The sequence below is a fragment of the Nafulsella turpanensis ZLM-10 genome, from assembly GCF_000346615.1.
GTDB lineage: Bacteria > Bacteroidota > Bacteroidia > Cytophagales > Cyclobacteriaceae > Nafulsella > Nafulsella turpanensis.
The window spans coordinates 25,365-50,172 of sequence record NZ_ANNU01000035.1 but is presented as its reverse complement, the minus strand read 5'-3'; the positions used below and the strand labels follow the sequence as shown (position 1 = coordinate 50,172).

At 45.7% G+C, this 24,808-nt stretch carries 25 protein-coding genes and 4 tRNA genes; 20 read left to right on the top strand and 9 right to left on the bottom strand.

Annotated elements, in window-relative coordinates:
* The first annotated feature begins 9 nt into the window (after positions 1-9).
* Positions 10-1,047, top strand: a complete 1,038-nt coding sequence (locus tag F752_RS0114130; protein ID WP_017732396.1) for a threonine aldolase family protein — start codon at positions 10-12, stop codon at positions 1,045-1,047.
* A gap of 506 nt (positions 1,048-1,553) precedes the next feature.
* On the opposite strand, the gene F752_RS0114125 is transcribed toward F752_RS0114130, so the two are convergent.
* Positions 1,554-2,468, bottom strand: a complete 915-nt coding sequence (locus tag F752_RS0114125) for a DMT family transporter (RefSeq protein WP_040664656.1) — start codon at positions 2,466-2,468, stop codon at positions 1,554-1,556.
* 99 nt (positions 2,469-2,567) lie between these two features.
* Here F752_RS0114125 and F752_RS0114120 point away from each other — a divergent pair, with 99 nt between their 5' ends.
* Complete coding sequence (locus tag F752_RS0114120) at positions 2,568-3,845, top strand: replication-associated recombination protein A (protein WP_017732394.1); 1,278 nt, start codon at positions 2,568-2,570, stop codon at positions 3,843-3,845.
* A 42-nt stretch (positions 3,846-3,887) separates the two neighbouring features.
* Here F752_RS0114120 and F752_RS0114115 read toward each other — a convergent pair whose 3' ends face one another.
* Complete coding sequence (locus tag F752_RS0114115; protein WP_017732393.1) at positions 3,888-4,979, bottom strand: glycosyltransferase family 4 protein; 1,092 nt, start codon at positions 4,977-4,979, stop codon at positions 3,888-3,890.
* Positions 4,980-5,083: 104 nt separating this feature from the next.
* Between F752_RS0114115 and F752_RS0114110 the strand changes: the two genes are divergently transcribed.
* Positions 5,084-5,818 carry a class I SAM-dependent methyltransferase gene (locus tag F752_RS0114110; RefSeq protein WP_017732392.1) on the top strand — a complete coding sequence of 245 codons (735 nt, stop codon included), beginning with the start codon at positions 5,084-5,086 and terminating at the stop codon, positions 5,816-5,818.
* Here F752_RS0114110 and F752_RS0114105 read toward each other — a convergent pair.
* The 4 genes from F752_RS0114105 to F752_RS24225 all read right to left on the bottom strand — a co-directional run bounded on the left by F752_RS0114105 (position 5,805) and on the right by F752_RS24225 (position 8,788).
* Positions 5,805-6,569: a glycosyltransferase family 2 protein gene (locus F752_RS0114105; RefSeq protein ID WP_017732391.1), complete on the bottom strand. Its 765-nt coding sequence runs from the start codon at positions 6,567-6,569 to the stop codon at positions 5,805-5,807. The genes F752_RS0114110 and F752_RS0114105 overlap by 14 nt on opposite strands.
* Positions 6,566-6,862 (bottom strand): hypothetical protein, encoded by a 297-nt coding sequence (locus tag F752_RS26265; protein WP_017732390.1) that lies wholly within the window; start codon positions 6,860-6,862, stop codon positions 6,566-6,568. The genes F752_RS0114105 and F752_RS26265 overlap by 4 nt, the downstream gene beginning before the upstream one ends.
* 136 nt (positions 6,863-6,998) lie before the next feature.
* Entirely contained in the window at positions 6,999-8,090 is a 1,092-nt protein-coding gene (locus tag F752_RS0114095) for a glycosyltransferase family 4 protein (protein ID WP_017732389.1), read from the bottom strand.
* Between the two features lie 92 nt (positions 8,091-8,182).
* Positions 8,183-8,788, bottom strand: a complete 606-nt coding sequence (locus tag F752_RS24225; RefSeq protein WP_017732388.1) for a sulfotransferase family protein — start codon at positions 8,786-8,788, stop codon at positions 8,183-8,185.
* Positions 8,789-9,071: 283 nt separating this feature from the next.
* On the opposite strand from F752_RS24225, the gene F752_RS0114085 reads away from it, so the two are divergent.
* The 4 genes from F752_RS0114085 to nadD are packed head-to-tail and all read left to right on the top strand — an operon-like array spanning position 9,072 to position 11,138.
* The gene (locus tag F752_RS0114085; RefSeq protein WP_017732387.1) at positions 9,072-9,650 is read left to right on the top strand and encodes a sigma-70 family RNA polymerase sigma factor; all 579 of its coding nucleotides are present in this window, start codon (positions 9,072-9,074) and stop codon (positions 9,648-9,650) included.
* A gap of 59 nt (positions 9,651-9,709) precedes the next feature.
* Complete coding sequence (locus F752_RS0114080) at positions 9,710-9,967, top strand: anti-sigma factor (RefSeq protein WP_236614012.1); 258 nt, start codon at positions 9,710-9,712, stop codon at positions 9,965-9,967.
* Between the two features lie 6 nt (positions 9,968-9,973).
* Entirely contained in the window at positions 9,974-10,561 is a 588-nt protein-coding gene (gene gmk / locus F752_RS0114075; RefSeq protein WP_017732385.1) for a guanylate kinase, read from the top strand.
* A gap of 4 nt (positions 10,562-10,565) precedes the next feature.
* Positions 10,566-11,138, top strand: a complete 573-nt coding sequence (gene nadD, locus F752_RS24220; protein WP_017732384.1) for a nicotinate (nicotinamide) nucleotide adenylyltransferase — start codon at positions 10,566-10,568, stop codon at positions 11,136-11,138.
* A 63-nt stretch (positions 11,139-11,201) separates the two neighbouring features.
* Here nadD and frr read toward each other — a convergent pair whose 3' ends face one another.
* From frr to F752_RS24215, 3 genes are all read right to left on the bottom strand, one after another.
* Complete coding sequence (frr, locus tag F752_RS0114065; protein ID WP_017732383.1) at positions 11,202-11,765, bottom strand: ribosome recycling factor; 564 nt, start codon at positions 11,763-11,765, stop codon at positions 11,202-11,204.
* A 120-nt stretch (positions 11,766-11,885) separates the two neighbouring features.
* Positions 11,886-12,593 carry a UMP kinase gene (pyrH, locus tag F752_RS0114060; protein ID WP_026135748.1) on the bottom strand — a complete coding sequence of 236 codons (708 nt, stop codon included), beginning with the start codon at positions 12,591-12,593 and terminating at the stop codon, positions 11,886-11,888.
* Between the two features lie 53 nt (positions 12,594-12,646).
* Positions 12,647-13,222, bottom strand: coding sequence for a biotin/lipoyl-containing protein (locus F752_RS24215; protein ID WP_316928885.1), 576 nt, complete (start codon positions 13,220-13,222; stop codon positions 12,647-12,649).
* A gap of 87 nt (positions 13,223-13,309) precedes the next feature.
* Between F752_RS24215 and F752_RS0114050 the strand changes: the two genes are divergently transcribed.
* From F752_RS0114050 to rpoB, 13 genes are all read left to right on the top strand, one after another.
* The gene (locus F752_RS0114050) at positions 13,310-15,871 is read left to right on the top strand and encodes a M1 family metallopeptidase (RefSeq protein ID WP_017732381.1); all 2,562 of its coding nucleotides are present in this window, start codon (positions 13,310-13,312) and stop codon (positions 15,869-15,871) included.
* A 235-nt stretch (positions 15,872-16,106) separates the two neighbouring features.
* Positions 16,107-16,189, top strand: a tRNA-Tyr gene (locus F752_RS0114045).
* A gap of 68 nt (positions 16,190-16,257) precedes the next feature.
* A tRNA-Gly gene (locus F752_RS0114040) sits at positions 16,258-16,333 on the top strand.
* 26 nt (positions 16,334-16,359) lie between these two features.
* Positions 16,360-16,431, top strand: a tRNA-Thr gene (locus tag F752_RS0114035).
* 65 nt (positions 16,432-16,496) lie between these two features.
* On the top strand, positions 16,497-17,681 hold the full coding sequence (gene tuf, locus F752_RS0114030) for an elongation factor Tu (protein WP_017732380.1): 1,185 nt from the start codon (positions 16,497-16,499) through the stop codon (positions 17,679-17,681).
* A gap of 101 nt (positions 17,682-17,782) precedes the next feature.
* Positions 17,783-17,855: transfer RNA gene (locus F752_RS0114025), tRNA-Trp, on the top strand.
* 14 nt (positions 17,856-17,869) lie between these two features.
* Complete coding sequence (secE, locus tag F752_RS0114020; protein ID WP_017732379.1) at positions 17,870-18,058, top strand: preprotein translocase subunit SecE; 189 nt, start codon at positions 17,870-17,872, stop codon at positions 18,056-18,058.
* Positions 18,059-18,082: 24 nt separating this feature from the next.
* Positions 18,083-18,637, top strand: a complete 555-nt coding sequence (gene nusG, locus F752_RS0114015) for a transcription termination/antitermination protein NusG (RefSeq protein ID WP_017732378.1) — start codon at positions 18,083-18,085, stop codon at positions 18,635-18,637.
* 4 nt (positions 18,638-18,641) lie between these two features.
* Positions 18,642-19,088 carry a 50S ribosomal protein L11 gene (gene rplK / locus F752_RS0114010; protein ID WP_017732377.1) on the top strand — a complete coding sequence of 149 codons (447 nt, stop codon included), beginning with the start codon at positions 18,642-18,644 and terminating at the stop codon, positions 19,086-19,088.
* A 6-nt stretch (positions 19,089-19,094) separates the two neighbouring features.
* Positions 19,095-19,793, top strand: coding sequence for a 50S ribosomal protein L1 (rplA, locus tag F752_RS0114005; RefSeq protein WP_017732376.1), 699 nt, complete (start codon positions 19,095-19,097; stop codon positions 19,791-19,793).
* Between the two features lie 2 nt (positions 19,794-19,795).
* Entirely contained in the window at positions 19,796-20,320 is a 525-nt protein-coding gene (rplJ, locus tag F752_RS0114000) for a 50S ribosomal protein L10 (RefSeq protein ID WP_017732375.1), read from the top strand.
* A gap of 37 nt (positions 20,321-20,357) precedes the next feature.
* On the top strand, positions 20,358-20,735 hold the full coding sequence (rplL, locus tag F752_RS0113995; RefSeq protein WP_017732374.1) for a 50S ribosomal protein L7/L12: 378 nt from the start codon (positions 20,358-20,360) through the stop codon (positions 20,733-20,735).
* Positions 20,736-20,919: 184 nt separating this feature from the next.
* Positions 20,920-24,786 carry a DNA-directed RNA polymerase subunit beta gene (gene rpoB / locus F752_RS0113990; RefSeq protein WP_017732373.1) on the top strand — a complete coding sequence of 1,289 codons (3,867 nt, stop codon included), beginning with the start codon at positions 20,920-20,922 and terminating at the stop codon, positions 24,784-24,786.
* The last annotated feature ends 22 nt before the right edge of the window (positions 24,787-24,808 follow it).

Sequence of the window (24,808 nt, the reverse complement as noted above, 5' to 3'; positions counted from 1 at the left end):
CGCAAGAATATGAAGAATGAAAAGATAATTGACCTGCGAAGCGATACCGTAACCAAGCCAGGCTTCGGCATGTTACAGGCCATGACGGGCGCCGAGGTAGGGGATGACGTACTGGGGGAAGACCCTACTGTGCAGGCACTGGAACAGAAAACTGCCGAGCTCTTTGGGATGGAGGCAGGCCTGTTCTGCCCTTCCGGTACCATGACTAACCAGATTGCCATTAAAATTCATACACAGCCGGGTACGGAGGTAATCTGCGACCAGAAAGCTCATATTTATAATTATGAAGGAGGCGGCATTGCTTTTAACTCAGGAGCCTCGGTACGCCTTCTGCAGGGCCCGAGAGGAATTATTACTCCGGAAATGGTGGAACAGAATATCAACAACCCGGACGATATTCACTTTCCCACAACGGCCCTGGTAGCGCTTGAAAATACGGTAAATAAAGGGGGCGGGAGCTATTATACCCTTGCCCAGATTGAGGCCATCAGCCAGGTATGCCGCCAGCATCAGCTGCCCCTTCACCTCGATGGAGCCAGGGTGTTTAATGCACTGGTGGAGACAGGAGAGGACAGCAGGGAGTACGGTCGTTATTTCGATACTATTTCTATTTGCCTTAGTAAAGGATTAGGCATTCCTGTAGGTTCTGTGCTGCTGGGCAGTAAGGAGCATATAAAGAAAGGAAGGAGAATCCGCAAGGTGTTGGGGGGCGGCATGCGACAGGCTGGTTATCTGGCCGCGGCAGGCGTGTATGCACTGGAGCATCATGTAGAACGACTAAAGGAAGACAATGCCCGTGCCCGTAAAATAGGTGAAGTTTTGCAGCAGTTGCCCTATGTAGCTGCGGTAGAGCCGGTAGATACAAACATTGTACTCTTTTCCCTCAAAGGAGTTTCCACGAAGGAATTTCTGGAACGTCTGGCGGCCGAACAAATTAAAGCCATTGCATTCGGGCCAGACAGTATCCGTATGGTGACACATCTTGACTTTTCAGAGGAGATGCTGCAGCGCTTACTAAAGGTGCTGAATGAAATATCCTTTGCCTAAAGAATTCTGCTATTTAATTATTGAAAGCCCTTGCTGTATCAACAGTGGGGGCTTTTTTGCAGGAGCTTAAACATTTTATGGTAGGTGCTGAAATATAATGTGAACTGGCCCTGACTGAAAAGCAGGTTGAGAGATATAGTCAGAGTCTGAACTGTTCAAATGAGATGAAAGGGCGCGGGAAAAAAGGAATCTGAAAAGGCTAAAAGAAATTGGATGAGCCTGAAAAAATAAAAATAGTAGGTCAAGTGAGGGTAAAAAGTTTGTTATTCGAAAAAATACCCAACCTACTATTGAATGCTGGCAAAAAGTCTACAACCCGCAAATAGCCAAGAAATATTAAAAAATAATGTAATGTTCAGTTTAAAAAATATCTTTTACTGCCAGAATCTATTTCAAAGATACAGTTAAAAATGAAAAATCATAGCGTTTAATGTAAAAATATTTTTATTAATTATCCTTTTTAAAGATTAAATAGCGGATTGGTTGAAAGTAAGTTTTTGCATAGTTTAAACATCATTTTTACGTAGCGCTATTTTTTGTGCTCCTGCCGGCCGGGTAACCAGGTATACGCCTGCAAAAATTAAAAGGCTGTACATGCTTTTTTCCAGGGTGAAAGAGTCCTGACCAATCCAGACGGCTATCATGGTTGCAAAAACAGGCTGCATATAGGCGTAAATGGCCACAACCGATGAGCTCATGTATTTTAATGCCCATGTATTGAGCAGGTAGGCAAAAAAAGTGGTGAAGAGTACCACATACAGAATAGCCATCCATGCATTGGCAGGCAACTGCCCCCAGCTTACTGCCATAAAATCTTCCCAGCCAAAAGGCACCACTACAATCATCCCAAAGAAGAATACCCATTTTATCACTGTTTGGGCTTTGTACTTCTGCATGAGCGGTTTTACCAGCACCAGGTAAAAAGAAAAGGCAGTGGCATTCAGAAAAATCATGAGGTCGCCGGCTAGCTGGCTGTTTTGCAGGGAAATGGTGTTTTTATTCGAAATGAGCAGGGCAGCACCACTCAAACCTAAAATAACCCCTGTTACCTTGCGGGCTGTAATTCTTTCCTTAAGCTGTACAGCAGCAATAGGGAGTAAAATAAGCGGCATAATGGTGGTAATAAGCGAGGCATTAATAGGGCTGGTAAGGTTAAGTCCCGAGAAAAACAGGAGCTGGTTGGCAGCTACCCCTAAAAGTCCGCACAGGGCCAGGAGGGGAAGGTCCTTCCGCTCAACCTTTTCGCCATTCCGGATAAGTACATTAAACAGCCAGAACAGCATAGTGCCAAATACCACCCGGGCAAAGATAAAGCCGAAGGGCCGGATATACTCCGGCATTACGGCTTTGGCAATGGAGTAATTGGCACCATATATAAGGTTGGCGGCAGCAAGAGCTCCATGGATTTTCCATTTATTCATGCGGCAAAGGTAGAGCATCTGCCGTAATCTTAATGGCTGAACATTAAAAAGCTTTACCTGCAGGGATTAAAGTGTGGCGGGATCTTCTTATTTTTGGTTATGGACCTTTTTGCAGATCAAAAAATACAGCCACTGGCCGAGCGGATGCGCCCGCAAAGCCTCGACGACCTTATTGGTCAGGAGCACCTGGTGGGGGAGCAGGGAATTTTGCGGAGCATGATTAGAGCCGGGGCCGTTCCGAGCATGATCCTGTGGGGACCTCCGGGAGTGGGTAAAACCACCCTGGCTAACATTATTGCCCACCAGGTAAAGGCTACCTTTTTTACCCTCAGCGCCATTAGCAGCGGTGTAAAGGAAGTGCGGGAGGTGATTAGCCGTGCCAAAGGCCTGAGCCGCACCATTCTGTTTATTGATGAGATCCATCGCTTCAGTAAATCGCAGCAGGATGCTTTACTGGCGGCAGTGGAAAAAGGAACCATTACCCTTATTGGCGCCACTACCGAAAATCCCAGCTTCGAAGTAAATGCGGCTCTTCTGTCGCGCTGCCAGGTTTATACCTTAAAAGGACTGCAGGAGGAGGACCTTAAAAGGCTGGTTCGGAAAGTGCTGAAAGAAGATGTTCGCCTGCGGGAGCGGGCAATCGAGGTAGAGGAGTATGGAGCGCTGTTTAAGATCAGCGGCGGGGATGCCCGTAAGCTGCTGAACCTGCTGGAGCTGGTGGCCGATAGCTTAAAGGATCCCGCAGTCATTACCGATGCAGCTGTTACCCTGATTGCCCAGCAAAAGGTAGCGGTTTATGATAAAAGCGGGGAGCAGCATTACGATATTATTTCAGCCTTTATCAAATCTATCAGGGGCAGCGACCCTAATGCGGCCGTTTACTACCTGGCCCGTATGCTGGAGGGCGGTGAAGATGTGAAATTTATTGCAAGGCGCTTATTAATTGCGGCTTCCGAAGATATAGGTAACGCCAATCCCACGGCGCTCGTTATTGCTACCAACTGCTTCCAGGCGGTGGCGGTAATCGGCTATCCGGAGGCGGAGATCATTCTCAGCCAGTGCGCTACTTATCTTGCCTGTTCGCCCAAAAGCAATGCCAGTTATATGGCCATTAAGGATGCGCGCCGCCTGGTAAAAGAAACCGGCGATTTACCTGTTCCTATGCACCTGCGCAATGCGCCTACCCGCCTGATGAAGGACCAGGGGTATGGGGCAGGATATAAATATGCCCACGATTATGACCAGAATTTTGTAAAGCAGGAGTTTTTGCCCGATGGGGTAGCCAATACAAAGCTATACGACCCCGGCCACAATGCACGCGAAAATGAAATGCGGAAACGCCTGCAGGCACTGTGGAAAGAAAAATATGGTTACTGAGTTGAGGGAGTTCTGGCTCCTGAAAGATAAGGAAGCGGCTTACTACTCGCTTAATACCTCCCGGTAAATGTCCAGCGTTTTCCGGGCCGTTTCCTCTTTTGAGAATTGTTGAACCAGCTCATAGGCTCCTTTTTTTAGCTGTTCCTGCAGCTTAACATCTTTATACAGCCGCTGTACTTCATAGGCTATTTCTTTTGGCTTCCCAACAGGGGCCAGTAATCCGGTTTGCTCATGCAGTACAATTTCGGGTACTCCTCCCGCAGCGGTAGCCACCACTGCTACCCCGCTGGCAAAAGCATCGAGCAGGCTGGTGCCTAAACCTTCCGTTTTGGAGGTCATCAGGAAGAGGTCCAGCTCAGGCAGAATAGAGGGGATATTATGGAGAAAGCCGGTAAAAATAATTTTCTTTTCCAGGCCCTTGGTAGCTACATAATTTTTAATCTCCTGCTCCATTGGTCCGGTACCGATAATAAAATAGTAGGCAGGGAAGTTCTGTTGCTCCAGTAGGGCGACGGTATCCACAAAAGTAAAGTAATCTTTATGTGGGGCAATGGCAGCAGTATTCCCTACCAGCCAGTAATTGGCCGGAATATTATATTGCTTTCGAAGCTGGCCTTCTGAAGCTTTGGCAGAGAACTTTTTTAAATCGATACCACTATGCACGGTAACCGCCTTTTCCGGCTGCTTAATATCACTCTGTACAATTTCCTTGATGGCATCGGAAACACAAATGATGCGGCGAATGCCCGGGTAGTTGTATTTCTTTTGCGAAAGCCAGTTGGTTTTGAGGTGGAAGTCGACTCTCCGGCTGAGGATCATGGGGGTAGAATTTCCGAGCCAGCCGGAAAGAACTGCCAGGCTATGGCTCTTGGAACTGTGCAGGTGCATCAGATCGGGCTGCTGCTCCTGGCAGTAGCGCTTTATACGAAGGGCAGTAGCGATATTAAGAGAGCTGGTGAAGTTGAGGCTGATGTGTGGAATTTCCTTCTTCTGACAGTAGCTTTCAAAGGCCGAATGTTTGCGACAGGCAACAATATTCTGAACACCTGCCTTAGTCAGTTCTTCTATGAGGTAAGCAATTTGCTGCTCACCGCCGCGCCAGCTGCTTTCAGAGCTAAGGTGTAAGACTTTCAAATTTTATCAGTTTAGTACGCCAATCAGGAGGGCTAAAATTAGGTAAAATCCTGTGGAGAAAATAATTATTAGTATTTTTGCGGCCATATTCTTAGTTGAGCGCTATGCAAAAGCAAATTCCTGAAAACACTTCTAAAAACACGCATAATGTAGTAGCCAGGCTGCTACTGGAAGATAAAGACTGCAAAAAGGTGCTGGACATCCCCAGTGGAGCGGGGGCTTTTACCAACCGCCTGCTGCAGCAGAATATAGAAGTACACTCTGCCGATATTGAAAACATTATGATGGTGGAGAACAGGAATTTCCGACAGGCCGATATGAATAAGCGACTGCCTTACGACGACAACACCTTTTGCGCCGTGGTATGTATCGACGGGATTGAACACATTGAGCGCCCCTTCGATTTTGTGCGCGAGTGCCATAGGGTGTTAAGGCCGGGCGGGCACCTGATTATCTCCACGCCAAACATTTCTTCCATCCGCTCACGCTGGCGGTGGTTCTGGACAGGCCATCATAACAAAGCCAAAAGCCCCCTGAATGAGCTGAATCCAACGCCCCTGCACCACATTAACATGATCTCTTACCCGGAGGTAAGATACCTGCTGCATACCAACCGGTTTGAGATTACCAGGGTGGAGACCAACCGGGTAAAAGGGATTAGTTATGTCTATGCACCCTTTGCACCTGTGTCTTACCTCTTTACGCGCTTTGTATATGGTAAGGAAGAAAAAGCGGCTGAACAGAAGGAAAAAAACAAAGACATTCTGCAAAAATCCTTCTCAAAGCCCCTCCTTTTCGGTGAGACCATGATTGTAAAAGCGGTGGCTAAGAAGCCTTAGCGCTCTGGTGGAGTTCCATTAGCTTCACATACTTCAGAAATTTTCCGAAAGCGGAGTTAATGCAAATAATGAATCCATACCAGCCGCCGGTAAAACCCCGCTGAAAGAAGTATTTTTTAATAAAGGTAAAGAGCGGATTCAGGACAATTTTCAGAAAGGAAGCTTTTTCTCCTTTCCGGAAAGCTTCCTTTGCGGCGATATCCGAAAAAGAGTTGGTTTGCTTAATGTGCTGCGAAATGGTGTAGTAAGAATAATGCAGCAGGTCTCCCCTGAGGGATCCAACTGAGCTTCCCTTTTCTATTATTATCTTGTCGTGCGGATTGGAACCGCCCCAGTGACCTTTGTTTTTCTTCCACAGACGAAGCTTTACATCGGGGTACCAGCCGGCATAGGTAACCCAGTGGCCGCAATAGTTCGTGAGGCGGTTAAATTGATAAGCATCGTATTCAGGATTTTCCTTTACGGCCAGAATCGAGGCGCGTAATTCTTCGGAAAGCGCCTCGTCCGCATCGAGAGCCAGTACATAAGGGTGGCTGGCCATGTCAGCAACCATATTTTTTTGCTGAATGTGCCCCTCGAAGGGGTGGGCCAGGAATTTTACCCCATACTCCCGACAAATCGCTTCCGTTTTATCTGTAGAAAAGGAATCCAGCACAATAATTTCATCGGCCACTCCCTGCAGAGAGCTAAGGCACCTGGCGATATTCCGCTCTTCATTTAAAGTAATGATGACCGCAGAAAGTTTTATCATGGCTGACTGATTACAGGAGTGGATGAATAGGCCTGGCTGAACATCAGGGCAGTACCAGAGAATACGGGATAAATAAAGGGAAAAACCGTTTCCCTCTGGTAAGGCTTCGCTCCTGGGAGTAAGGTCTCTCTCGATAAAAGGTAGCTGGTGAAATCAATACCCATGGGGCCATAAGCCCTGCCAAAAGCTTGAGCAGGAAGAAGGAAATTGATGGCAGCAGCTAAACCCGCAAGGGCTTTAGGTGTTTTCTGATGTTGCAGGGATGGAAGGACTGCTGTGATAGAAGGCTTCAAACAGAATAGTAATGCTAAGTGGTTCTCTTACAAAGGTAGATGGATGGCTCTAAATTAGAAAGAGCTGATAAAAAAGAAAAACCCGGAGCAATAGGATGTTTCGCTCTGGCAGCCACTGTTACTGGAGCTGGTATTCTTAAACCCCCTGCTGTATCAGGCGGGAAAAGAATTGCTCATAGGCCTGAATAGTGTTTTCTATCGAAAAAGTTTTTAGTGCCCGTTCTTTTCCATTGGTAATCAGCTTTATCATTAGAGCTTCATCGTTCAGTACACGATTTATCTTTTCGGCTAAATCTCTGGCATTGCCATCCTCAAAAAGGAGGCCGCTTTGCCCGTCCTGTATTACATCATTAATGCCAGGGAAATCTGTTCCAATTACAGGTACGCCCATGCCCATGGCCTCCAGTAGCACCAGGCCGAACCCATCCATGGTAGAAGCCAGAACATTTACATTAAAGAGCGGGTAAAAGTTAATGACATCATCCGGTGGTACTTGTCCTGCAAAGATGATCCGCTGGCGGGGGGTAATCTTTTGCAGGTAAGGCAGCAGGTCTTTCTCCTCAATACCCACGAATAGCACTATTACCTCTTCCGGCAAATAAGCAAGCGCTTCAAGTAACTGTTCCTGGTTCTTTTTTCTGCCCACAAAGCCAATCACCTGGCTGGAGGGAGCAAGTTTAAAATTTTTTCTGAGCAATTCTGTTCGCTCCGGCTGGTGAAGCTTAAAGCGCATCGGGTGCATACCATTGTACAGCACCTCCAGGTGTTCGGCGGGGATACCTTTTTTTATAAAAGTATTTTTGAGGCCATCACTGATTACGACTATTTTATCAGTGCCCTTTACATAAAAAGTGTTCTGCAGCCATCCTCCTATACTTTCCGGATTTTGGCGTCGGGTATGCACAATTTTAACCGGAAGCCGGTAAAGCCAGCGGGCAAAAATGCTGGTGTACCGATCTTTACTGCTTTGTGCATTAATGATCTGTATGTTATACCGGCGGACAGCATCGCGGATTTGCCGCATGTTTTGTCTGTCGAGTTTACCTTTAAACTCCATCGGGATAAGGTGAACCCTGCTATTCTCCAGCATACCGTAGAGCAGGCTTTCCTTTCTGCATCCTATATATACCTGGTGGCCTCTTTCAGCGAGTCCTTGGGTGAGGTAGGCAATGGAATTGGTCGAGCCGGCCATATCGCCCTGGTAGGTAAGAAAGAGCAGATTCATCATTATAAAAAGAAAATGTTACCTCCGGGTAAATTTATTTTAAACTACCTGAGTGCTAAAACTATGTTACAGGCTGTAGATGCAGGCCAGATGTTTTACAGGTCTCTCTGGTACTTCAGCAGGTGGCCGTCGTAATTATTTTTTCTTGTATTCCTGGAAGGGAACGGAACTGCTGGTACAGGGTGGTTCAGAAAGTTGCAAAGAGGCTCCCACTCTTCTCCTTTAATAATATTCATACAAAGTAGCTGCTCCGGCTTTTCCTTAAAATAGCTCATTACATCGGCATGATGTCGATCGTAAGCATCTGAAAACTTATTCCTGTCAAATTTGTAGGTGCCGTAAACCTGGGTGCGAAGTTTTATAATTTTTAAAGGAAGCTTCCGGAAGGGCAGGTTAAAGCGTGGGTACAATTCGCATGACCTGAGCCAGTCTTCCTTTTCGCGGTAGGTATATATAAACTTGGAGCCGGGAAACTTCTTGTCTAACTTTTTATAGAAAGGGATAACCGGAACATCCGTAAAGGCATCGTAATGCTGGAGGTGCTTATCTTTAATATAGAGCAGGAAGTGCGGGATATATTTAATAGAAGGAAAGTCTTTTGTTTTGTACCCTAAAATTTCCAGTGCCGCTCCAAGGCTCGTGGTACCGGTTTTTGAAAGCCCTATACCAAAAATTTTACTGTTTGTCGATCCTGATTCCATAATACGCTTTCATCGTACACCTGTGGGCACGAAACAATAAGATGCTAATGGAATGCAATTTACTGAAAAATATTATTTTACACGGGGAGCTGTATTTGAGTCGGAAGTGACCACTTAAGGATAAATAAAATACAAGCATAGGCTGAAGGAGCGTTAGAAAGAAACAGGGCTAACTTTATCCTTAAATTAATGTTACTATTTAAGGAAAGTCATCAGCTTCCCTAACAGTATTTTTAATTAGTCGGTATAATTAGTTAGTTTTAGTCTTTTAATTTTAATTTTTATGGCAGATAACGATCACCCACAACGGTATTCGGAGCAGAAAAAAGTACAGATTTTTGACGGGGAGTTTTTACCTCATATCGATGCCATGTACAATTTTGCGTACAGGCTTACATTTGATGAAGATGATGCCAAAGATTTGGTGCAGGAAACCTACCTCAAGGCCTTTCGCTTTATTAATTCCTTTGAAGAAGGAACCAACGCAAAAGCATGGCTGTTCCGGATATTGAAAAACAGCTTCATAAATGACTACCGAAAAAAGAGCAAAGAGCCCAATAAGGTAGATTATAATGAGGTAGAAACATATTATAACTCTGAAGACGCTAATGCAGAGATTACGCCCGACTTAAGGGTGGAAGCCCTGCAGGATATGATTGGAGACGAAGTAACGAATGCGCTTAATTCCCTGGCAGTCGACTTCCGAACCGTTATTATCCTTTGCGACCTGGAAGGCTTTACCTATGAAGAAATGGCCAAGATACTGGACATTCCAATTGGTACGGTTCGCTCCCGCTTACACCGGGCCCGTAACCTGCTGAAAGATAAGCTAAAGTCTTACGCACAGTCCATGGGTTATTAAATATGAAAAACTAAACTAACTAATATTTGTACCGTATTTTTTGAGGCTAAACCAATGAAATGATGGAAAACAACGACAAAACACCTTGTAATGAGCACGTAAAGTGCATGGAGCTGTTAGAGCTTATCCTGGATGGAGAAGCAAAGGACGGCGAAAAGGATTATTATTTTGCGCACATCGAACAATGCATGCCCTGCTATCGCGCCCATAACCTGGAGTCAGCGATTCGGACAGTGCTCAGAAATAATGTCGATAAAAAAGAGGTGCCGGCAGACCTTGTTCACTGTATTAAGTCTAAAATCCGGGAAACTGTCTAATTTTTCATGCATCAGGGAAAAGCAATCATCTTCTCGGCCCCATCAGGGTCGGGTAAAACAACCATAGTAAAACATCTGCTGGCCACCAATCCTAATCTTGGGTTTTCGATTTCGGCCTGCACCCGCGATAAAAGGGGGAGAAACGAGCAAAACGGAAAGGATTATTATTTCCTGAGCCCGGAGGAGTTTAAAGCAAAAATTGATAAAGACGAGTTTATTGAATGGGAAGAAGTTTACGCAGGTAATTTTTACGGAACACTAAAATCGGAGATCGAGCGCATATGGGCGCAGGGCAAACATGTTATTTTTGATGTGGATGTTAAAGGCGGTCTGCACCTGAAGGATTACTTCCGGGAAAAGGCGCTCGCTGTCTTTGTAAAGGTGCCTTCGCTGGAGGTACTGGAGCAGCGCCTCCACGACCGGCAAACAGAAAGCGACTCCAGCATTTCGCAGCGGCTCTTTAAAGCGAAGTTTGAAATGAGCTTTGAAGATAAATTCGATGTAACGCTGATAAACGAAGACCTGGATACCTCTTTGCGAAAAGCACAGGAGCTGCTCGAGAATTTCCTTAAACACGGTACCATTACTATTTAGCGGATTGAAGATAGGTTTATTTTTTGGCTCCTTTAACCCCATCCATGTCGGTCATTTAATCATCGCCAATACAATGGTCGAAGATACAGACATTGAACGGGTGTGGTTTGTAGTTTCTCCGCTGAATCCTTTTAAGAGCAGTAAATCACTCCTGCACGAGTTCGACCGGATCGATATGGTTAATATGGCCATTGAGGGTAACTTTCATATGGAAGCCACTGATGTGGAATTTCATATGCCACGGCCAAGCTATACCGTCGATACGCTGGCTTATCTGTCTGATAAATATCCCCAGCACGATTTTAAGCTGATTATTGGAGAGGATAACCTCCTCCACTTTCCGAAGTGGAAAAATGCTTCGGTTATTCTGGAGCATTACGGCATGTACGTATATCCTAGGCCTAATGCAAAACCTTCAGACTTACATGACCACCCCAATGTTCGCTTCGTGGAGGCACCCATGGTCGATATATCAGCGACTTTTATCCGGAGGAGAATACTGGAGTATAAAAGCATTCGGTACCTGGTGCCCGACAAAGTGGCCGATCATATCAGCATCAGAAAATTTTATACTTAAACAAAAGAAAAGGGCGCGTGGAATATCTACAGCGCCCTTTTCTTTTATAACAGGAAAATTATTTTAGACAGTAAGGATTTCTTTCTCCTTCTTGGCCAGTAAAGTATCCAGTGCTTCTGTATACTGGTCAGTCAGGGCCTGTACCCTGTCTTCGCCACGCTTAATGCTGTCTTCAGATATACCTTCGTTCTTTAATTTACCGATAGAGTTGTTGGTGTCCTTACGAATATTACGGACACTTATTTTTCCCTGCTCAATTTCCTGCTTTACCTGCTTTACCAGCGTCTGGCGGCGCTCTTCGGTAAGTGGCGGAATGTTCAGGCGAATTACCTCACCATCGTTTTGAGGGGCCAGCCCCAGGTCGCTGTTGGTAATGGCGCGCTGAATTTCGTTGAGCAGGTTACGCTCGAAAGGTTTGATAACAATGCTGCGGGCATCGGGCGTGTTAATGCTGGATACCTGCTGAATGGGAGTAGGGGAGCCATAGTATTCAACCATAATGCCATCAAGCATATTAGGCATGGCTTTTCCTGCCCTTATTTTGCTTAACTCATGGGCGGTGTGGTCGACCGACTTTTTCATTAGCTCTTTGGCTTCATCCAGGTACAATTGTATTTCTTCTTCCATTATCGTTAATAAATTAAGTAACTTAAAAATCAGATTAAGCCCGTATTGTTGCCGCGGCTTATGAAGTATAAATTGAATAATGCCTTAATAGTTACAGGCCGGTATTGGTTACGCAGGAGATTAGCTGGTAATGAGGGTGCCAACTTCTTCGCCTACTACCAGATTGTGGAGGTTGCCAGGCTTATTCATATCAAAAACAATAATCGGCAGGTTGTTTTCCTGGCAAAGGGTAATGGCCGTCATGTCCATTACGTTCAACCCCTTCTGGAATACTTCCTGAAAGGAGATGTTGCTGTAGCGTTCCGCTGCCGGGTCTTTTTCCGGGTCGGCAGAGTACACACCATCCACGCGGGTGCCTTTAAGCACTACATCGGCTTCTACCTCAATAGCACGGAGGGAGGCAGTAGAGTCGGTAGTAAAATAAGGGTTGCCAATACCGGCGCCAAAAATAACGATGCGGCCTTTTTCGAGGTGGCGAACTGCTCTCCTGCGGATAAAAGGCTCGCAAACCTGTTCAATTTTAAATCCCGACATCAGGCGGGTATACATTCCATGCTTCTCCAGGATACTTTGTAGTGCCATGGCATTGATGACGGTCGCCAGCATACCCATATAGTCGCCCTGTACCCGGTCAATACCGGTACGCTCTGCCTGTATGCCCCGGTAAATATTGCCGCCGCCAATAACAATGGCCAGTTCAATTCCCAGGTCTTTTACCTTCTTTATTTCATGTGCATACTGCTCCAGCCGCTGCGCATCGATGCCAAATTGCTGGTCGCCCATCAGAGACTCTCCACTTAATTTTAGTAGTATCCGTTTATATTTCATGAGGGGTTTAGGTTGTTGCTGCAAATATACTATAAAGGAACCGCTTTCCTACATCAGAAAAAGCGGTTTTGTCCATTGGCTGAGAAGAGGATATAAAAAAATCCTTCCATTGCCGGAAGGATGAATATTTTACTTAAATTGAATAAGGAGCTGGTTCTTTTCAACGCTATCCCCTTTTTTACCTTAATGGCTTCCACAATACCATCGCCGGGGCTTTTAAGAATGTTTTCCATCTTCATGGCTTCGAGTATCATAATAGTATCGCCTTTTTTCACCTCGCTGCCTCCTTCCACTTTGATGTCCAGTATTAAGCCAGGCATGGGCGCTTTTACCTGATTAATCTTTTGTGCAGCCAGGTCGGACATGCCCAGTTTCTCGAGCAAAAGGTCGTAGCGATCTTTCAGCAATACTTCCTGCTTCTGTCCGTTTATTTTGATGATAAACTTTTTCTCTTCATGCAGGGCGCTTACCACCTCCAGACGGTAAGATTTGCCATTGCGGATAATGTGATAGTGAGCGCCGGAAATATGGCGGATATCCCAATCGAAGGGAGTATCGTTTACCTTTATCTCGTTGGCTGCATAGCTTATCTGGTAATTATTGCCGTTATTTACAGATGCCTTATACATAAAGATTTCTTTTATTTTCCACTTGGGCTGACAATTTAATAAGATAAAAAATCAAAACCTGAAATCCATTAAATTTTAATAAGAATCATGACTGACAGGAAGTTGTTAAATTTTTCCTTTCTTGGGCTTTTGTGCCTGCTTTTTGCCTGTAAATCAACAGAGCCTGCCTTAGTACCCGATAAAGGGGTGGTGGTACAACCCGCTACCCCGCCCGATACGGCTCTTTTAGCGCAACCAGAGGTAGTGTCGTATGCCGATTACCGTGAAGCCAAGACCTTACTGCACGACCTGGTTCATACCAGGCTGGCGGTGCGTTTCGACTGGGAAAAACAATATTTGCATGGAAAAGCCACCCTCGAACTGAAGCCGTACTTTTATCCGCAAAGTCAGCTGGTGCTCGATGCCAAAGGTTTCGATATCCACCAGGTACAATTGCTAAAAGGAACAGGAAAGGTGCCGCTTGACTATACCTACGATGGTGAATATTTAACCATTGCCCTCGATAAGGAATATAACCGGAGCGAAAATTATTTTGTCGAAATTGATTATACCGCCAAGCCAAACGAGCTGGAGGCAAAAGGAAGTGAAGCCATTACCGATGCAAAAGGGCTTTACTTTATCAACCCCCTGGGAGGGGAAGAAGGGAAGCCCCGCCAGATTTGGACGCAGGGGGAAACCGAAGCCAGCTCTGCCTGGTTCCCTACCATCGATTCGCCTAACCAGCGGACAACCCAGGAAATGTTTATTACAGTCGATAACCAGTTTGAAACCCTTTCGAACGGGAAGTTAGTAAGCTCCACCCTGCTGAACGACAGCACCCGCACCGATTACTGGCGAATGGAAAAGAGCCATGCCCCTTATTTATTTATGATGGCCATTGGCGATTTTGCCGTAGTGGATGATGAGTGGAATGGGATGGAAGTTGATTATTATGTGGAGCCGGCCTATGAAAAATATGCAAAGGCCATATTCGGCAATACACCCGAGATGCTCACCTTCTTCTCCGAAAAGCTGGGCTATCCTTACCCGTGGAGCAAGTACTCGCAGGTAGTGGTGCGCGACTTCGTGTCGGGTGCCATGGAAAATACTACCGCCTCCACCTTTATGGAAGCTTTGCAGGTCGATGACCGGGAGTTGCTGGACGATAACTGGGACTACATCATTGCCCATGAGTTGTTTCACCACTGGTTCGGCGACCTTGTTACCGCCGAATCGTGGAGTAACCTTCCGCTGAACGAAGCTTTTGCCACCTACAGCGAGTATTTATGGAGCGAGTACAAATACGGTGAAGCGGCCGCCGCCCATACCCTTATGGAAGAGGCCGCCTCCTATTTTGCGGAAGCAGAAAACAAGCAGGTCGATCTTATCCGCTTTTATTATGATGATAAGGAGGATATGTTCGATAACCACTCTTATGCCAAAGGCGGTCGGATACTGCATATGCTGCGCAGCTATGTAGGGGATGAAGCATTTTTTGCCTCTCTTCAGCACTACCTTAAATCTAATGATTTCGAGCCGGTAGAAGTGCATGAACTGCGACTGGCTTTTGAGGAAATTACGGGCGAAGACCTGAACTGGTTCTTTAACCAGTGGTTCCTCGATTCCGGCCATCCGGTATTGAGGGTGGAAGACAGCTATGAAGAAGGTGTTTTAAAATTAAAAGTATGGCAGGAGCAGGACCTGGAAACGACACCGCTCTATAAACTGCCGCTTTATGTAGATGCCTACACCGGCGATGAGAAAGTGCGTTTTGCCGTAGAGATAACAGAGCCCTTCCAGGAGTTTGAGCTGGAGGTTGCGGAGGAGCCTGCGCTGGTAATATTCGATGGTGAAGAACAGCTGCTGGCCGAGCTGAATCATGAGAAAACAGAAGAAGAGCTCCGTTTCCAGTATACGAATGCCGACCATTATATTTCGCGCTATAAGGCGCTGGAGGCATTGCTCGAGGCCGGCTTGATGCAGCCTGAAAACAGGGAATTATTCCTGGCTGCCCTGGAAGATTCTTCTTACTATATCCGGCGCCTGGCACTGGGGGCCTTCGATAGTTATGAAGGAGAAGGTAAAAAGGAGGTAGAGCAGAAAGTGGCAGAACTGGCAGAAGATGAAAAATCACTGGTAAGAGCCGATGCGCTCAGCATTTTGTCGACGCTCAACCCGAATGCTTACAGAGAGCAGTTCCGCAAGGGCCTTGAAGATCCGTCTTATTCGGTAATGGCCGCCGCCATTCAGGGTTACAGCCAAACCGATGCCACAGACAAAGAGAAAGCCTTTGAGTCTCTGGCGGAGATGAAAAATGCGGATATTCATTTGGCGCTGGCCGATTTTTACATCCTCAATAAGAAAAAGGGAAAGTATGAATGGTTCACCGAGAAACTGGAGGAGAAGCAGGGAAGTGACCTGTATTATTTCCTCAATTACTTTGGACAGTATGTAAGCCAGCTCGAGGAACCTTACCTGCAGCAGGGAGCATCCATACTGGAGGAGTATGCCAGAAATGGAGATGTCTATTATATCCGCTATTCTGCCTTTAATGCATTGGCGCTTTTGATGGATCGCCTCCCGGGAATGGTAGAGCGGTTAAAAGAAATTGCGGCAGCAGAAGAGGACCCGCGACTTCAGGAAGCATACAGTCGTTTCCTGATGAATTAACCAAAAGTAAAGGCTGCAGGTAAAGCATAGGTGTTGATTTAGCTGAACAGCAGGAACTTGTGGTAAAAGTGGAGAAAACTTTCATGCCCCGAGAAAAAGGTAAATGAATGGATTTTATCTTTTTTTCATTTTTTTTGAAACAAAGTTTGAATAAAAGAAAAAAGGGTATAATTTTGCACACTCTTAAACAAACATATCGGCAAAAATGCAGGTGGTTTAGGAGAACAAATGCTTTGGGGGGATACCAAAGCGGCCAACTGGGACGGACTGTAAATCCGTTGTCTTACGACTTCGCAGGTTCGAATCCTGCTCCCCCCACGCAAACTTACCTGGCTTAAAATTTGTATAAGTTCAGAAAAGTAAGTTTTTTTGCAGAAATATTACAAGCGGGAGTAGCTCAGCTGGTAGAGCGATAGCCTTCCAAGCTATAGGTCGCGAGTTCGAACCTCGTCTCCCGCTCCAGGCCCGGTTAATAGCCGGGCCTTTAAGCCGAGATAGCTCAGGGGTAGAGCGCGTCCTTGGTAAGGACGAGGTCATGGGTTCAATTCCCATTCTTGGCTCTTAATTCGTTTGTAATTTTTCGTACTTTTAGTCTGTTATTAAACTAAACTGAGGATTTTCAAATATGGCTAAAGCAAATTTTGACCGTTCAAAACCGCACCTTAATATAGGTACTATTGGTCACGTTGACCACGGCAAGACTACACTCACTGCTGCAATTTCAAAAGTATTAGCAGACAAAGGTCTTGCAGACATGAGAGACTTCTCTTCAATCGACAACGCTCCTGAAGAGAAAGAACGTGGTATTACTATTAACACTTCTCACGTAGAATATCAGACTGAGAAGCGTCACTATGCACACGTTGACTGTCCTGGTCACGCTGACTACGTAAAGAACATGATTACGGGTGCTGCCCAGATGGACGGCGCTATCCTGGTAGTGGCTGCAACTGACGGTCCAATGCCACAAACACGTGAGCACATCCTTCTTTCCCGTCAGGTAGGTGTTCCTGCCCTGGTTGTATTCCTTAACAAGGTTGACCTTGTTGATGACGCAGAGCTTTTAGAGCTTGTTGAGATGGAAGTTCGCGAACTGTTGAGCGAGTATGACTTCGACGGTGATAATATTCCAATTATCGCAGGTTCTGCACTTGGTGGCCTTAATGGCGAAGCACAGTGGGTAGAGAAAATCGAAGAGCTGATGAACACAGTGGATGAGTACATCCCTGAGCCAGAGCGTTTGGTTGACCTTCCGTTCCTGATGCCGGTAGAGGACGTATTCTCTATTACAGGTCGTGGTACAGTAGCTACAGGCCGTATTGAGCGTGGTATCGTAAACTCTGGTGAGTCTGTTGAGATCATGGGTCTAGGTGACAAGATGACTTCTACAGTTACTGGTGTTGAGATGTTCCGTAAGATTCTTGACCGTGGTGAAGCGGGTGATAACGTAGGTCTGTTGCTTCGTGGTATCGATAAAACGCAGATTAAGCGTGGTATGGTTATCTGTAAGCCAGGTTCTGTGAAGCCTCACAAAAAATTCAAAGCTGAAATTTACGTACTTTCAAAAGAAGAAGGTGGTCGTCACACTCCATTCTTCTCAAAGTACCGTCCTCAGTTCTATTTCCGTACCACAGACGTAACTGGTGAGATTCGTCTTCCAGAAGGTGTGGAAATGGTAATGCCAGGCGATAACGTATCTATCGACGTGGAACTGATTGCTCCTATTGCAATGGAAAAAGGTCTTCGCTTCGCGATTCGTGAAGGTGGTAGAACTGTAGGTTCCGGTCAGGTAACTGAAATCGTTGAATAAGAATATTTTATAGCAGGCAAAGCGTTTCTGAAAATTTCAGGAACGCTTTTGTTTGTCTTATAAAATTACATATCTTTGCAGCTCTCTTTTGGAGAGCACAAACGGGCGTAGCTCAATTGGTAGAGTAGTGGTCTCCAAAACCATTGGTTGTAGGTTCGAGTCCTACCGCCCGTGCAAAACTAAAAGCAATGGAAAAATTAAAATCATTTGTGCGTGAGTCTTACGAAGAGATGAAGCACAAAGTATCATGGCCAAAATACGGAGAATTGCAGAATAGTTCCGTTCTTGTTTTGGTAGCTTCCCTGATCTTTGCTTTAGTAATCGGCGTTATCGACATAATGTTTGAGAATGCCCTGGAATGGTTTTATAACCAATAAATATCGCCTAAGGAAGAGTTACAGATGAGCGAATTAAAATGGTATGTACTGAGGGTTGTGAGCGGCCAGGAAAAAAAGATCAAGTCTTATCTGGACACGGAAGTGGCCAGGGCGGGTTTGGAAGAGTTTATTCCACAGGTGCTGATCCCTTCAGAGAAAGTCTATGAAATGAGAAATGGTAAGAAGAGAGTGCGGGAACGCAACTTTTTTCCGGGCTATGTTATTGTTTCGGCAGACTTAAGCCATGGCGAAGCTTACCATGTAATTGATAGTATACCAGGCGTTATTGGATTCCTAGGTTCCGGCGAGGGTAATGCAAAGACCCCTGTGCCGCTCAGACAATCCGAAATAAACAGGATACTCGGTAGGGTTGATGAAGTGGAGGATGCAGGCGAGAAGTTAGAAACACCGTACATCGTTGGAGAGTCGGTAAAGGTAATGGACGGCCCGTTCAGTGGCTTTACCGGAGTGGTGGAAGAAGTGTTTGAGGAGCGTAAAAAGCTCAATGTAACGGTGAAAATATTCGGCCGGAACACTCCAGTGGAATTGAATTACATGCAAGTAGAAAAACAAGAATAGCACAATGGCTAAAGAAGTTACTGGTTATCTGAAATTGCAAATAAAAGGTGGGGCAGCCAACCCTTCTCCGCCTGTAGGTCCTGCTCTGGGTAGTAAAGGCCTAAACATCATGGAGTTCTGTAAGCAGTTTAATGCCAGAACACAGGATAAGGCTGGACAGGTGGTGCCAGTGTTAATTACAATCTATTCAGACAAGTCGTTTGAATTTGTTGTGAAAACGCCTCCGGCACCGGTTCTGTTACTACAGGCTGCTAAAGCTAAAAAAGGTTCTGCTGAGCCAAACAGGAATAAAGTAGGTTCTGTAAGCTGGGACCAGGTAAGAGAAATTGCTGAGACAAAAATGCCTGACCTCAATGCTTTTGAAGTAGAGTCAGCCATGAAAATGGTGGCAGGAACGGCCCGCAGTATGGGTCTTAAAGTAACAGGTGATGCACCTTGGCAAAACGTTTAAAGGAAAATGGCAAAGTTAACAAAAAAGCAAAAAGAGGCCAGAAGCAAGGTTGATGCAAACAAGAGCTATTCTCTTGAGGAAGCAGCAGCCCTGGTAAAAGAAATATCTCTTACTAAATTCGATGCTTCTGTAGATCTTGACATAAGGCTTGGCGTAGATCCTCGTAAAGCCGACCAAATGGTAAGAGGCGTTGTAGCACTGCCACATGGTACAGGTAAAGATGTAAAGGTATTAGTTCTTTGCACGCCTGACAAAGAGCAGGAAGCAAAAGATGCTGGTGCAGATTACGTAGGACTGGATGACTACATTTCTAAAATAGAAGGTGGTTGGACGGACATCGATGTGATTATTACCATGCCAACCGTAATGGCAAAAGTAGGTAAGCTGGGCCGTGTATTAGGTCCGCGTGGCTTAATGCCAAACCCAAAAGCAGGTACGGTAACCATGGAAGTAGGCAAAGCAGTGCAGGAAGTGAAAACCGGTAAAATCGACTTCAAAGTTGATAAATTCGGCATCATCCATGCAAGCATAGGAAAAGCATCTTTCGATTCAGACAAAATCCGCGAGAATATCACTGAGATGCTGCAAACCATTGCGAAATTAAAGCCCTCTGCTGCAAAAGGAACCTATTTCAGGAGCATTTCCCTCTCCAGTACCATGAGCCCGGGAATATCTATTGATAAAAGTACCATAGCAGGATTGTAATCATGACCAGAGAAGAAAAAGCACAAGTAATAGAAGAGCTGAAGCAAAAGTTTCAGGAAAATGCGCACTTTTATGTAACAGACGCCTCTGGTTTGTCAGTTGCTCAGGTGAATGAGTTCCGCAGAATCTGCTTCAAGAACAATATTGAATATAAAGTAATCAAAAATACTTTTATTCAAAAAGCACTCGAACCAATGGATGCTGATTTCTCAGCCCTTGATAAAGATGTGCTGAAAGGTTTTTCCGGTGTAATGTTTTCAAAAGAGAACAGCAACGCTCCGGCAAAGGCAATCCTGGAATTTAAGAAAAAACATAAAGATAAACTGACCTTAAAGGGCGCTTCCATCGATACCGATCTCTTTATAGGAGCAGAAAATCTTGACATGCTGAGCAAGCTTAAATCGAAAGAAGAGCTTATCGGCGAAATTATCGGATTGCTGAACTCCCCTGTCCAGAATGTATTGGGTGCCCTCAACAGTGGCAAACATACCATCGCTGGCCTGGTGAAAACCCTTTCTGAACGCTAAAATCGAATTGTAAACTAATTAATTAAAATTACCTAAAATGGCAGATTTAAAAGCATTTGCAGAGCAATTAGTTAACCTTACTGTAAAAGAAGTTAACGAATTAGCTGGAATCCTTAAAGACGAGTACGGAATTGAGCCAGCTGCTGCTGCTGCTCCAGTAATGGCAGCCGGTGGTGGTGCTGAAGGAGAAGCTGCTGCAGAGCAGACTGAGTTCGACGTAGTTCTGAAATCAGCTGGAAGCGCTAAGCTTGCAGTAGTTAAACTGGTAAAAGAATTAACCGGCCTTGGTCTTAAGGAAGCAAAAGAAATTGTAGACAGCGCCCCTAAAGCTATCAAAGAAGGGATTGCGAAGGATGAAGCGGAAGCACTGAAAAAACAACTTGAAGAAGCTGGTGCTGAAGTAGAATTGAAATAAAATATGGACCAGTTACATTGGTCCGCCAAATAGTTTAGGCCTGGCAATTGAGTCAGGTCTTTTCCTGTTTGTACCTAAACAGAGTTGTGCCCGGTATGAATATGCCAGCCATGAACTATTAAAATTCTGTTTGAGTTGTACAAACAAATATCTGTTTATTTGGATCCTTTAAATTTCTACAGAATTGGCTAAGACAAATATAAAAGAACGGATTAGTTTTTCCTCAATCAAGTCGGTAATTGATTATCCGGATTTTCTCGACGTTCAGCTACAATCATACAAAGATTTTCTTCAACTGGAAACTCCAGCAGAGAAGCGTACGCAGGAAGGGCTGTTTAAGGTTTTCTCCGAGAACTTCCCCATTTCCGATTCCCGCGAAAATTTCGTACTGGAATTTATCGATTACCTGGTTGATCCGCCGAAATATTCTGTTGAAGAATGTGTTGACAGAGGACTCACCTATGCGGTGCCTCTAAAGGCAAAGCTACGCCTTTCCTGCAATGATGAAGATAATGAAGACTTTGAAACCATTGAGCAGGAAGTATTTTTAGGCAATATCCCTTACATGACAGAGAAGGGATCTTTTGTGATAAATGGAGCAGAAAGGGTAATTGTTTCCCAGCTTCACCGTTCACCAGGGGTTTTCTTTGCACAAAGCAAGCATACGAACGGTACCAAGTTATACTCTGCCAGAATTATACCATTCAAAGGCTCCTGGATCGAATTTGCTACAGACGTAAACAACGTGATGTATGCTTATATCGACAGGAAGAAAAAATTCCCGGTAACCACTCTGCTGCGCGCCATCGGTTATGGTACTGATAAAGAAATCCTGGATCTGTTTGGTCTTTCGGAAGAAGTACAGGCGACCAAGGCAAACCTTAAGAAGGTGGTAGACCGCCGTCTGGCTGCACGTGTTTTACGGACCTGGACAGAAGACTTCGTGGATGAAGATACCGGTGAGGTAGTTTCAATTGACCGGAACGAAGTACTCCTGGAAAGGGATTCCGTACTGGCGGCAGAAGATATTGATGTGATCATGGATTCAGGCACAAAGTCGATCATCCTGCACAGAGAAGATATCAATATCAATGACTATACTATAATATATAATACCCTTCAGAAAGATAATTCAAACTCTGAGAAAGAAGCGGTAGAACAGATATATCGCCAGCTGCGGAATACTGAAGCTCCTGATGAGCAGACAGCTCGTGATGTAATCCAGAGCCTTTTCTTTAGCGATAAGCGTTACGACTTAGGCGAAGTGGGCCGCTACAGAATCAATAAAAAGCTCGGACTGGAAATCGCTGCGGATACGAAAGTATTGACGACACAGGATATTATCAGTATCGTTAAGTTCCTGATCACCCTGATCAACTCTAAGGCGGTAGTAGATGATATTGACCACCTGAGCAATCGTCGGGTGCGTACGGTAGGGGAACAGCTTTATGCCCAGTTTGGCGTAGGCCTCGCCCGTATGGCCCGTACTATTAAGGAGCGTATGAACGTGCGCGACAACGAAGAGTTTAAGCCGGTTGACCTGATTAATGCCCGTACGCTTTCATCAGTAATCAACAGCTTCTTCGGAACCAACCAGCTATCTCAGTTCATGGACCAGACAAACCCGCTGGCGGAAGTTACGCATAAGCGTAGAATGTCGGCACTGGGGCCTGGTGGTTTGAGCCGCGAACGCGCAGGCTTTGAGGTACGTGACGTCCACTATACCCACTATGGCCGTTTGTGTACCATTGAAACACCGGAAGGCCCGAACATTGGATTGATTTCCTCGCTGTGTGTACACGCGAAAGTGAACCACATGGGCTTTATCGAAACTCCGTACAGAAAAGTTAATGATGGTACCGTAACAGAAGATGTTATTTACCTGACGGCCGAAGAAGAAGATACCCATAACATCGCACAGGCGAATGCCCCTATCGATGAAAAAGGTAAATATGTGAATGACAGGGTGAAAGCCCGTTATGAAGGTGACTTCCCGGTAGTAGAGCCGAACCAGCTTACCTATATGGATATTGCACCGAACCAGATTGTGTCGGTTGCCGCTTCCATGATTCCGTTCCTGGAGCATGACGATGCTAACCGTGCCCTGATGGGTTCAAACATGCAGCGCCAGGCAGTTCCTCTGTTAAGGCCGCAGGCCCCGATAGTAGGTACAGGTCTGGAAGGACGTATTGCCCGCGACTCCAGGGCATTGGTTACTGCCTGGGCCGATGGTGAAATCGTATTTGTGGATGCTACTAAAATAGTGGTTCGCTACGATAAGACGGAAGAGCAGAAACTGGTTTCTTTCGACGAGGAACTGATTACCCATAACCTTACCAAATTCCAGCGTACCAACCAGGATACCTGCATCAACCTTACACCAATGGTGCATAAGGGCGACAGGGTAACCAAAGGCCAGATACTTTGTGAAGGATATGCCACTGAAGGTGGTGAGCTGGCATTAGGCCGGAACATGAAGGTAGCCTTCATGCCATGGCAGGGTTACAACTTTGAGGATGCCATTGTAATCTCCGAGAAAGTGGTGAAGGACGATATCTTTACTTCTATCCACATCGAAGAGTTTGAAATGGAAGTGCGTGATACCAAGCGTGGGGAGGAAGAATTAACTTCCGAAATTCCGAACGTAAGCGAAGAGGCAGTGAAGAACCTCGACGAAAATGGTATCATCCGCATAGGTGCAGAGGTAAAAGAAGGAGATATCCTGATTGGTAAAATCACCCCTAAAGGTGAAACTGACCCGACTCCGGAAGAAAAACTACTCCGCGCCATCTTCGGTGATAAAGCCGGTGATGTGAAGGATGCTTCTATGAAAGCCTCTCCATCATTGAATGGGGTGGTTATCGATACCAAACTGTTCTCCCGTCCGAAGAAGGATAAAGACCTCAGAGCGAAAGCCAAGAAAGAGGTGGAAGTACTGAAGAACCGCTACAGCAAAGATTTGCTTAAGCTTCGTGAGAAGATGGTAGATAAAATGGCGGCCCTTCTGGATGGAAAAGTATCGCAGGGCGTGAAACACAAGTTTGGAGATGAAGTCCTTTCTAAAGGCGTGAAGTTTACCCGTGCGAATATCGATAACAACCTCTTCCCGGAAAAGAACATCTACCGCGATGAGAGTACTTATGCTGTTCAGGAAGAAGTTAACCTTATTTCTGACCTGAACCTCGATAACTGGACCGACGATGAGCACACCAATGAGCTTATCGGAGAGATGGTGAAGAACTATAATAAACGCCGCAACGAAATCGCAGGTAACTTTAAGCGTCAGCGCTTTACCCTGGAGGTAGGGGATGAGCTTCCTGCAGGTATCGTACAGCTGGCAAAAGTATACATCGCCAAAAAGCGTAAACTGAAGGTGGGAGATAAAATGGCCGGCCGCCACGGTAACAAAGGGGTGGTTGCGAAAATCGTTCGTGAAGAAGATATGCCATTCCTGCCAGACGGTACGCCAATGGATATTGTACTGAACCCGCTGGGTGTACCTTCGAGGATGAACATCGGGCAGATTTACGAAACCGTACTGGCATGGGCCGGTGAGAAACTGGATCGTAAATACGCCACGCCAATCTTCGACGGAGCAAGCATCGACCAGGTTTCTGCGGAACTTACCGAAGCAGGTCTTCCTGAATTCGGCCGTGCGTATCTGCACGATGGCTTAACCGGCGACCGTTTTGACCAGCCTGTTACCGTGGGTATCATCTATATGCTGAAACTGGGTCACCTGGTAGACGATAAGATGCACGCCCGTTCAATCGGACCTTACTCGCTCATTACACAGCAGCCGCTGGGTGGTAAAGCACAGTTTGGTGGTCAGCGTTTCGGTGAGATGGAAGTGTGGGCGCTGGAAGCATTTGGTGCTGCTAACGTACTGCAGGAAATTCTTACCGTGAAGTCGGATGACGTGGTAGGCCGTGCCAAAGCATACGAAGCCATTGTCAAGGGCGAAAATATGCCACGACCAAATATCCCTGAGTCATTTAATGTACTGGTACATGAGCTCAGAGGATTGGCTCTGGAAATTACCCTCGACTAATTACAATTATAGTTGACCAGCT